This is a genomic window from Novipirellula herctigrandis (genome assembly GCA_007859835.1).
Lineage (GTDB): Bacteria > Planctomycetota > Planctomycetia > Pirellulales > Pirellulaceae > Novipirellula_A > Novipirellula_A herctigrandis.
On record SJPJ01000001.1, the window covers coordinates 5,071,026 to 5,081,254 of the forward strand.

At 51.2% G+C, this 10,229-nt stretch carries 8 protein-coding genes; 5 read left to right on the forward strand and 3 right to left on the reverse strand.

Annotated elements, in window-relative coordinates; genetic code table 11:
- Positions 1 to 144: 144 nt before the first annotated feature.
- Complete coding sequence (locus tag CA13_RS18425) at positions 145 to 1,329, reverse strand: DUF1559 family PulG-like putative transporter (protein WP_473087510.1); 1,185 nt, start codon at positions 1,327 to 1,329, stop codon at positions 145 to 147.
- Positions 1,330 to 1,795: 466 nt separating this feature from the next.
- On the opposite strand from CA13_RS18425, the gene CA13_RS18430 reads away from it, so the two are divergent.
- From CA13_RS18430 to CA13_RS18440, 3 genes are all read left to right on the forward strand, one after another.
- The gene (locus CA13_RS18430) at positions 1,796 to 3,073 is read left to right on the forward strand and encodes a phenylacetate--CoA ligase family protein (protein WP_146399062.1); all 1,278 of its coding nucleotides are present in this window, start codon (positions 1,796 to 1,798) and stop codon (positions 3,071 to 3,073) included.
- 101 nt (positions 3,074 to 3,174) lie between these two features.
- Positions 3,175 to 3,534 (forward strand): DUF971 domain-containing protein, encoded by a 360-nt coding sequence (locus tag CA13_RS18435; protein ID WP_419194541.1) that lies wholly within the window; start codon positions 3,175 to 3,177, stop codon positions 3,532 to 3,534.
- 20 nt (positions 3,535 to 3,554) lie between these two features.
- On the forward strand, positions 3,555 to 4,295 hold the full coding sequence (locus CA13_RS18440; protein ID WP_146399064.1) for a uracil-DNA glycosylase family protein: 741 nt from the start codon (positions 3,555 to 3,557) through the stop codon (positions 4,293 to 4,295).
- Between the two features lie 147 nt (positions 4,296 to 4,442).
- Here CA13_RS18440 and CA13_RS18445 read toward each other — a convergent pair whose 3' ends face one another.
- On the reverse strand, positions 4,443 to 5,870 hold the full coding sequence (locus CA13_RS18445; protein ID WP_419194542.1) for a BNR-4 repeat-containing protein: 1,428 nt from the start codon (positions 5,868 to 5,870) through the stop codon (positions 4,443 to 4,445).
- A 129-nt stretch (positions 5,871 to 5,999) separates the two neighbouring features.
- Positions 6,000 to 7,700, reverse strand: coding sequence for an alpha-L-fucosidase (locus tag CA13_RS18450; RefSeq protein WP_146399069.1), 1,701 nt, complete (start codon positions 7,698 to 7,700; stop codon positions 6,000 to 6,002).
- Positions 7,701 to 7,987: 287 nt separating this feature from the next.
- Here CA13_RS18450 and CA13_RS18455 point away from each other — a divergent pair, with 287 nt between their 5' ends.
- Positions 7,988 to 8,686: a 3-keto-disaccharide hydrolase gene (locus CA13_RS18455; protein WP_146399070.1), complete on the forward strand. Its 699-nt coding sequence runs from the start codon at positions 7,988 to 7,990 to the stop codon at positions 8,684 to 8,686.
- A gap of 135 nt (positions 8,687 to 8,821) precedes the next feature.
- Positions 8,822 to 10,111, forward strand: coding sequence for a Gfo/Idh/MocA family protein (locus tag CA13_RS18460; RefSeq protein ID WP_146399072.1), 1,290 nt, complete (start codon positions 8,822 to 8,824; stop codon positions 10,109 to 10,111).
- Positions 10,112 to 10,229 lie beyond the last annotated feature (118 nt).

Genomic DNA, 10,229 nt, shown 5'->3' on the forward strand with positions numbered 1-10,229 from the left:
TTATTTTCCTAACAAGTGTTTGTAATCGAAGTTTGGACCACATGCCCAAGCTTCATTTCGGGGACTCAGTTCCTGTACAAGTTCGTAATAAATCCTTAAATCAATTAACCTCCTGCGTTAAAACCAATGCTTTTTTGGGGGCGTTTAGTTGTGCTTTCCTTTGGACATCAACGAGTAGTAGCTCGCTAAGTTCAGGTCACCGACTTCAATTTCCTCGCTCGTCCAGTAATCGTGATGCTGAGGAAAACCGTTGTTGATGTATCGGTCGCCGTTGGAATCTTCGATCGCTTGGACCGAACCGTCCGCCATCAACACATAGGCAATTCCCATGTGTAGCGGAGCCATCCCGCGATAGTCTTGTTTGGTGTGATGGTTCCATGCCCGAAGCCATCCGCTGGTGCCCTCACGAGGCGTTCCGTTTGGAAATTGCGGCACTTCGAATTGGGTCAATCCTGCTCCGCTATCGATCGCGACTGGTTCGCCAACCATCGAAACGGTGTAGGTTGAGTGAGCGGGCACGGTTTCATCGAGATCGATGTCTAAGTCGAGATAACCCAATGTTGCTGCATCGCAAAGCAGCGGAATGGTGCTTGCCGGAGCACGGCCCGAATCGACACGTTTGGTGGTAAGTGGACCCCGGGTCACGAATCGGCTCTTGGTATCGGTCAACCAATTCTTGAACGTCGCGGACGTTGCAGGCGAGGAATAGGCGCTCGCACACGAGGATCGCCCAAGGTTGACATTGCCAAATTTATTGAGCTGAAACTCACTGCGGAACAAAAACCATGATCCGGCATAGTTCGTGTTGTATCCTTGTCCGATCATTGTCTGACTGACCAGAGGGGCGCGAGAGGGTGGGTCATTGAGTGATTGTTCCACAATTTGGTGGGCCACATTGACCACACGATCACCCATCGCATTGACATGTGGATCGTTTCCCATCCGCCGGTTATCCATGCAATCTTCGCATGTTGAACACCCGGAATCGGCTGACAACGTGATGTCAGCGATACTCATCGTTAACGCTTGGTGGACCGCGACAGATGTAGACGCAGGATTGCTAGGACAACGCATTTCGCTGACCACAACGCCGCGGTCGATAAGGTCCGACACCCATCCAAATTCCGTGGGCACGCCATCGCGTTGGAAATTAAAATCGCCACTGCAATAGGACGAGTCACGCGAACTGGTCGCTCGAGCTGCTAGACCAATTCCGAATTGACGTAGATTACTTTGGCATTGCGAACCGCGGGCAGCAGCCCTTGCTTTATTGATCGCTGGTAAAAGCAATGCAGCCAGCATGCCGATGATCGAGATGACGACTAGCATTTCGACCAGCGTGAATCCGATTTTGTGACGGTGAATTTTCAAGACAGTACTTTTGTTTATGACAGGAGATTTCAAAGAGATTCGCTGAGAATTCCTCAGCTGCAAAATGATCTCTAACTCGCTTGTCGAAGGTATTTAAGCAATGACTTTTTGCGAAACAACCGCCAATTGGCAAACTCATCTAGCCTTAACCGTTTCTTTGTAATTGCCGATCGGTCAGGCTTCGCCACCCGATTAGATGGTTGGTGGCGATAAGCAGTAGATGGCTGGCGGCGATAGAGGAACAATCGCCAAAACAATGGCTGCGTTGTCGCCATTGAAGGAGACAGCATATTGAGCCGAAGCGTGATAGAATGTCGGAGACGCGATGCCAGCTTCACAAAGACTTCACATTCAATAGGCAGCCGCAAAGCACCATTTGATCGCATCGCGTGTTTGCCTTTTCTCGTTCATGACATTTTTCGGTATGACAGACGATCACGGTGAAAAAGATGACGCTCCTAGGGACGGTCTGCAGTGCGACCAGTTAATCCGCTTGAATACGCTACTTGCAAAGCTTCGCGATCGACCGTTTTACCGAGAACGGCTTGCGGATATCACGCTGCCGCTTCAATCGTTAGCAGATCTCTCCCAATTGCCGTTGCTTGAAAAAGCCGACTTGGTTCCTGCTGTTCCCGCATTGCCAGGACGTATTTTTGACTTGCCGATACAGCAGTACACGCGGCTGCACCAAACCAGTGGTACTAGCGGATGGCCGCTACCGGTTCTCGATACACCGGACGATTGGAGGTGGTGGCTCGACTGTTGGCAATACGTTCTCGATGCGGCGGAGGTGACCGATCACGACATTGCGATGATGGCGTTTTCGTTTGGCCCGTTCATTGGATTTTGGACCGCCAATGATGCGATGATTCGTCGCGGCGCTCTGGTCGTACCTGGTGGCGGCATGTCGAGCGAGGCGAGGCTAAAGATGATCGACGACTATCGCTGCACCGTTCTGTGCTGCACTCCTACCTATGCGCTTCATTTGGTGGCGGTTGCGAAAGAACAAAATATGGACCTGATCAAAAACCATGTTTCTCGCATCATTGTTGCCGGCGAACCGGGCGGATCGATCCAGTCGGTGCGTCGCCGGATCGAACAGGCATGGGGTGCGAAAGTCGTTGACCATAGTGGTGCAAGTGAGCTCGGGGCGTGGGGATTCGGAAGTGCCGACGGCAGGGGGCTGCATGTGATCGAATCGGAATTTATCGCTGAAATCCTTCGTGTTGACGACGAAAATCCGCATGGCGTAGCGGTCAACGACGGCGAATTGGGTGAATTGGTGTTGACCAATTTGGGCCGTATCGGCGGCCCCGCCATTCGCTATCGAACGGGTGATATTGTTCGTGGCTATCGCAATCATGAACAATCCAGCCCGTTTCTGTGGTTGGACGGTGGAGTGATCGGCCGCGCTGATGATATGATCGTGGTCCGTGGCGTAAACGTCTTCCCCAGCAGTGTTGAAGCGATCATTCGCGAAGTCGATTCGATTGCCGAATATCGTATGATCGTCGATCAAGTGGACGAGATGGATCAATTGAGGATCGAATTGGAAGGAACCAGTGGTTTGGCCAAAAAAATCGCTGCACTGCTAAGAAACCGCTTGGCACTGCGAATCGAGGTGACGCCCGTAGCAGAGGCATCCTTGCCAAGGTTTCAAGCCAAATCACGACGATTGGTTGACAAGCGAGTCCGGTCGTAGGTTACGCTTTCAAGCGTGGTCATGGTTTCTAGGTTTTTAACATCACAGGCATTGGACCGTCCTTCTACAAAAGGCTAGTGCCCACCCCCATGGAGCAGTTCTTGAATTCGACTCAACCCGACGACTTTGATTTAACTCCCGTTACGATTGCTCGTGATGGTGAAACAGCGATTGAAATCACATGGACCGATGGATCGACCAATCGATGGACCGCCGCGGAGCTCCGCAAGGCGTGCCCGTGTGCGACGTGCCGCGAAAAACGCAGAGCGAATGAAGAACAGAAAGGTTCCGGGGGACCCATGCTATTGCCTGTATTGAGCACCGCGGAGGCACAACCCGTTCGTATTGAGTCGATGTCCCCCGTTGGATCGTACGCATACAGTATCGCCTTCAGCGACGGTCACTCATCGGGAATCTTTCCTATGAGATTGCTCGCGGGACAACAGCTAGAAATCGAATAACGTACATGGCAAATAAAAGCATGGCAAAAAAAAGAAACGGTTCTCGAAACTCGCTCATTGACGCTGCCGCTGCGCTGCGCGATGAAGTCGACGTGCTTTCCTTTTCCGAACCAGTCACTCATGTCTACAACCCACTCCAATATGCTTGGAGGTCGCATCAGACCTATTTGAATCTTGCCAATGACAAAGGGGTCCGCGTTGTATTGCTTGGAATGAACCCTGGGCCTTGGGGAATGGCACAAACCGGAGTGCCGTTTGGCGAGATCAACGCGGTCCGAGATTGGATGGGGATTGACGTTCCGGTCGACCATCCGTCACCCGAACATCCGAAACGTCCGGTCCAAGGATTTGCGTGTGAAAAAAGCGAAGTGAGCGGGCGTCGTTTGTGGGGACTGTTTCAGCAAAAGTATCCCAAGTCAAAAGACTTTTTCAAAAATCATTTTGTCACCAACTATTGCCCGTTAGTCTTTATGGAAGAATCCGCCCGTAACCGTACGCCAGACAAGCTCGCTGCTTCGGAACGTGAAAAACTTACGGAAATATGTGACCGTCACTTGAGTCGACTTCTTGAGATCTTGAAGCCACAGTACGCAGTCGGAGTGGGCGCCTACGCCGAAAATTGTCTTAAGCGAGTGATCGAAAACGGAAACGTCGAAATCTCGCTTTCGCGGATTTTGCATCCTAGCCCCGCTTCGCCAGCTGCGAACAAAGATTGGTCAGGAACCGCGACCAAGCAGCTCAAATCAGCTGGTATTTGGTAGTCCGCCGTTGCCATGACCCGAGTGACGCCTGGGTAAGCCAGATTGCGACAAACAGCTCGGTTGCGGCAAACGTGGATTTCAAAAAAAGCACACTAAGGTTTTTGTTGGTCGGGGGATTTGTTGGTGGGGCGCTAGGCTGTCGTTGAATTACGGTTGTTCCGGTTCGGCAAAGTCTTGTCGCATTTCGTAGGGCAATCGCCAAATGTTCTCTCCACTCGAATTAGCAAAGTACAAATGGCTTGCGGTCAGCTTTGTTGGATCACCGTCAGCCCAAAACACAAAAAACGGGTCCTTCGCGTTAAGCGGTCGACGCATGTAATTGTGGTTGTGAACACTATCGTCGGTGACCTGTTTGGCCAGGGTCCACGTTTCGCCGTGATTAGTGCTTTCCCAGATCGCGATTTCACCGCCGCCGTGATACGGTTGTGGCCCGCTGATCGAAGGAATTCGGGCCGTCCATTTTTCTTGATCTAGGTAGAGACTTCCCATGTCGTAATTGTGATCGGTCGAGGTGATTAGCGAGTCTTGCCAATCGGTCCCAGAAAACCGCAGGATTCGAAATTGACGCGGATCGTTCGGAGGTCCTGGTTCGTGTCCTCGACTGGTGACATACAAAAGAACCGGATTGCCGTCCGAGTCGAATCCCATGTCCTTTAAGTAGACGTTTAATCTTTGGGATGCATAGTCAACTAATCGCGCCGGGCTATCCACTTCGGTTAGTGGCGTTTTTAGTTCTTTCCCATCGACCGTCGTCCATGTTCGCCCCATATCTTCGGTTTGCACATAATAGATGTCGGTGCGTTGATCAGCATGGCCATCGGGATGACGATTGAAGAAGGTGCCTGTCTTGTTACCAATGGTTGCACTCGTTTGATAGTGCCCACCCTGTGAATCACCTGGTTCGCGAATGCCCGCTATCTTTTCGTCAGCTGTCCACAGACGACCATCGACACTGGTTTCAAAATACAGTTCGCGACGCCCGGTGTATTTGGTGAACAAGTGTAGGAAACCTTGCCCGGATAGAAAATGCGGTTGTGGATACGTCATTTCTTCTTCCGTCACTTGCTCAAATGTTTCCTCGATACTATACGGTTTAACGCTGCGGAACTTGAACCCTGGACGTGTTCGCCCACGGCCGCTGACAAACACCCATAGGTATCCCTCGTCATCGATCACCAAGCTCGGGTTGTCGTGAGGATCGTTGACGCCACGCTTGTCATAAACGACGACGGGCTTGGGAACGGTTTTGGTTTTGTGATCGTAGTACGAGATCATGCAGAGCAAATGCCGTTTGTCTGCCGCAGTGGTGCCGCCATAGACAAAGAATGTTTTGTCGACCGTAGGGCTGTAGATCGCCAGTGGTGTGTGTTTGGCCGTGTACGTTCCAAGGCCGCCGGAGTATTTGTCGCCATAAGGAAAAGTGCGTTTATTTGAGGCCTTGGAATAAGGATGATCGCCTTCACCCGCAGCGTAGAACTGGCCCAGCGTGAACCAAATTCCTTTGTAACCGTCAACGCGTCGAGCACATCCCGCGTTGGAAAAATCAGAGGAAGGTTCATCTGCGGACGCAGACACGGCTAGCGAAAAAAATAGAGCGCAAAGTGCGATCAAAGACCAGCTTTGAAATGGAATCATACGTGGCTCCAATGTGGCCAAAGTGGTGGTGGGACGTTGGTGGGACTTTGCTCGCAATCAAAATCGAGATCACTTGGTTTTGAATCTTAGATGGTCACCGCGGATAGTGATGCGGGGATGTTTCACAATGGCACGGTATTGATATTCGGTTGCCGGTTTTAGATCGCTGATTTCGATTTCGAATGCGCCTTCTTCACTAATCCGGTTCATCGGGCTGCGAGTCCAATTGGTATTGTACATTGCCTCGGCAAACCCTTCGTAGATTTGATACTCAAAGCCAACCTCAACCGCAGCAGCATCGCCTTTGTCGATTAACTTACCTGACAACGAAACCGAATGGTTTGTTACCGATTTTGATGCGACGGTTTCAGCATAGGGCGGTGTATCAAAAGCGGGTTGCACGTTTTCCAACTTGACGACAACGGGATTAAGCCATTTGTGGTCGTTGTACAAACGCTGGGCTCGGACGACCGATATTCGCAAGCCATCCTCGGTTTGTTCAAATCGACTTTTGGCATCGGCACTGGGGCTATACTCAACCAGTCGGTCACTTTGTCCCAAAACACTAATCTTTGTCTTGTCGGTTGAACGTACAGATTGCAGGATAAATTCTTTTCGACTACCGCGGCTCCAATCAGGGATTCGAGTCAGAAAAACGTAGACAGCGTTAGACGCCTTGTGTCGGGCGAACCAGATATCATCTTCGTTGGTCACGACCCAAGGACGCACATCGAATATCGCTTCGTTGTTGGCCGCGCGCCACAGTGCAACTTCGCGCAGGCGAGATTCCTGTTCGATTGGTAATCCACCATCCGGTTTGGGGCCAACGTTCATCATCAGTGAACCGCCCTTACAACGAGTTTCAATCAGAATTTCGATAATCCGGCCCCCTGACTTGTAGCGATCGTTGGTCGGCTTATAGGACCACTGAGTTCCCATGGTCATGTTCGACTCCCATGCGCCCTGAGGGGCTCGTCCGGGGACGAACTGTTCCGGCGTGGGGATGGCGCCGCGAGTAATGATGCAGTCGGGATTGATCGACCACGCAACTTGTTTGGTTGGTATTTCGCCGGTGCCGTCAATGAACAACATGTCGATCTTGCCATAATTCGTAAATAACTCGGTGACCTGCTCGCGTATGAATTGAACCGCGGGCGGATACTGGTTTGGCTCGAAAGGCAGATCTCGCCGTCGGACTTCGAAACCGTGGCGATAGCTCCATGCGAAATCTTCGGGTGAATAATAGATACCGACCGCTAGCCCATGATTGCGTAACGCCACGACATACTCTTTCAATAAATCACGCTTGAATGGCGTGTTGGTGATCTTGAAATCGGTCGTTGCGGAATCCCATAAACAGAATCCATTGTGGTGCTTGGCGGTTAGTACCACATACTTCATCCCACAGACTCGAGCCAAGGAAGCAATCGCGTCGGCATCAAAATGCTTTGGATTGAACGTCTTGGGCAGTTCGTCCAAGTACCAGTCGGTGTATTCCTTTGAAGCGCCGACCAACGAGTGGCTGATCACGCTTCCTATCTGTGAATCATGACTGAAATGGATGAACATCCCAAAGCCGTTGTCGCGAAGCCACTCGAGTCGTTCGGGACGGTTGTTCAACATCTTGTCGCCCAGCATCACGCCTGCCGAAACCGTTGGAGGAACCGGCGATGTCGGATCAACGTTAGGAGTGTTAGGGCTGGTTTGGGCGATTGCGGGGGCAGCGGTACAGAGTGCAAGTGCAAAGGTGATGAGCGTAGTACGGTTCATTCTTTGGTCTTTGTTGGTTGTATGCTAGGAATAGGAGCAATCGATATCATATCATTTGTTTTATTGGGGGAGGGCATGAGGAAAAGTCATCATAAGTTGTCTCCGCGGATTGGTATTCGGTTACCGTGAAAGGCATTCCATGGGAGTTGAATATGATGGTTGGTCAAATTTCAGCAACACGGTTGTCTTACTGATCCAATCTCAGCAGTCCACACATCCGACAAGCGACGATTGTATAATGAGGCTTCCTTTCATGCCCTCCCTCCCCTCAAGAAAGAGCCTACCCAATGAATCGAATCGTCTTGCTATTCGCCGCTGTTTTGTGCCTTTTTGCCTTTAGAACCGCCACATCGGCCGCTGACAATCAGTTGACTGACCAGGAGAAGAGTGATGGTTGGCAGCTTCTGTTTAATGGAAAAGACTACAGCGGATGGAAGTGCAACAACGGCAAAGAAATTGCTTCGGATATTGTCGATGCTGCGATGCAGCCCTACAAGTCAGGCGGATATATCATCATTCATGAGAAGAAGTATGGTGACTTTATTTTGAAGTGTGACGTGAAAATGCCTGAGTCATGCAACTCGGGGATCTTCTTACGCGTCGAAAATCCGAATGATCCTGTGCACACGGGCTTTGAGATCCAAGTCGCCACCGGCAATGGAACCAGTTGCCACGATATCGGCGCAATCTATGACCTAGTGCCAACAACGACGAATGCTTCGAAAGGACCGAACGTTTGGAACTCGTTCGAAATCAAATGCGTCGGACCAAAGATGTCCGTCAAAGTCAACGGCGAGCTGGTTTGCGAAATGGATGCGGATGAATTTGATTTGCCCGGTGAACGCGCGATTGATGGCGACCATAAATACAAACTCAATGGCAACAGCCGCGCGGTCAAAGACTTTGCCCGCGTTGGCTACTTGGGATTCCAAGACCATGGCCATCCGGTTTGGTACAAGAATGTCAAGCTGTTGCCGCTTCAGTAGATGATGGTTTTTGTTAATGATTCTTCTCAGGGATCCTTCTCAGGGATCCTTGCCAAGTTACGCGCAGCCTAAGTGTTACTTATGGCTCCTTTGTTACCTACCTCACATCTGCCCGCGCATTCAAGGTGATTGATTATGTTGAATTCTGTAAATCGTCGTCGCTTCCTTCACAGTACAGGTATCGCAGCTGGGTTTTGGGCTGCGGGGGGCGTTTCGCTTGCCACCGAGGATTCGCCCAATGCGCGATTACAGATGGCTAGTATTGGGATTGGGGGCAAGGGAGACAGCGATTCACGTGACGCCGCTAGTCACGGGCAAATGGTTGCCATTTGTGATGTCGATAAAAATCGACTTTCTAGTGCACTCAAACGCTTTCCCGGCGCAAAGGGATTCACTGACTATCGCGAAATGCTGGACCAAATGGGTGGCTCGATCGATGCGGTCACTGTTAGCACACCGGATCACATGCACGCTCCCGCTTCGCTGATGGCGATGCGAATGGGGATCCATTGTTTCTGTCAAAAGCCACTGACGCGAACAATTTATGAGGCTCGACTTGTCGCTAAGGTGGCACGAGAGCAGAAGGTCGCGACGCAAATGGGTAATCAAGGTACCGCCAGTGATTCACTGCGGCGAAGTGCTCATTGGTTACGTGCCGGAGCGATCGGCAAAGTCAAAGAGTTGCATATATGGACGGATCGCGCCAAAGGTTGGTGGCCGCAAGGCATCGATCGCCCGTCGCAAGGTACACCACCGTCACATCTCGATTGGCAATCTTGGCTTGGCGTTGCACCGGAGCGTCCTTATGCCGACGGCTATCATCCTTTCAAATGGCGAGGATGGTGGGACTTCGGCACCGGTGCACTTGGTGATATTGCTTGCCATGTTGTCAGTATGCCGTTCATGGGACTCGATTTACGGGATCCCATTTCCGCAGTCGCGGAAACATCAGGGCATAACCGAGACAGTTTTCCGGAGTGGTCGATCATTACATTTGAATTTGCAGCAAACGAATTTCGCGATGCCGTAAAATTGGTTTGGTACGATGGCGGAAAGATGCCGCCACAAGAACTGCTGGGCGGTCGTGAGCCATCGCCCAAGGGCGGTTCGTTAGCGATTGGCGACAAAGGCATTCTGCTCAACGATCAATTGCTTGATGGTGCCGAAAAAGTGGACGTTGACTTCCCGCATTCGCCCGGCCACTTCGAAGAATGGATCCGAGCGATCCGAGGTGGCGAGCAAGCAATGTCAAATTTTCCTGACTACGCTGGTCCACTGACGGAAGTCATGCTGTTGGGCAACCTTGCGGTATGGTCCGGTGAAAAAGTCGATTGGAATGCAGCGGAATTGAAAGTCAAAAACATCCAGGGTCTCGAATCGATGATCAAACCCACCTATCGAAACGGTTATACGTTGGATACTTGATTTCCTTCAAATTTTGAGGCAGGCAGCGAAATTCAGCTGAGTCAAATTCAGCTGAGCCGCTCGTTAAGAAGCCGCGTGGTGTCAAAGCGATGTTCGCGCATGCGCAAAAATGGGTTGG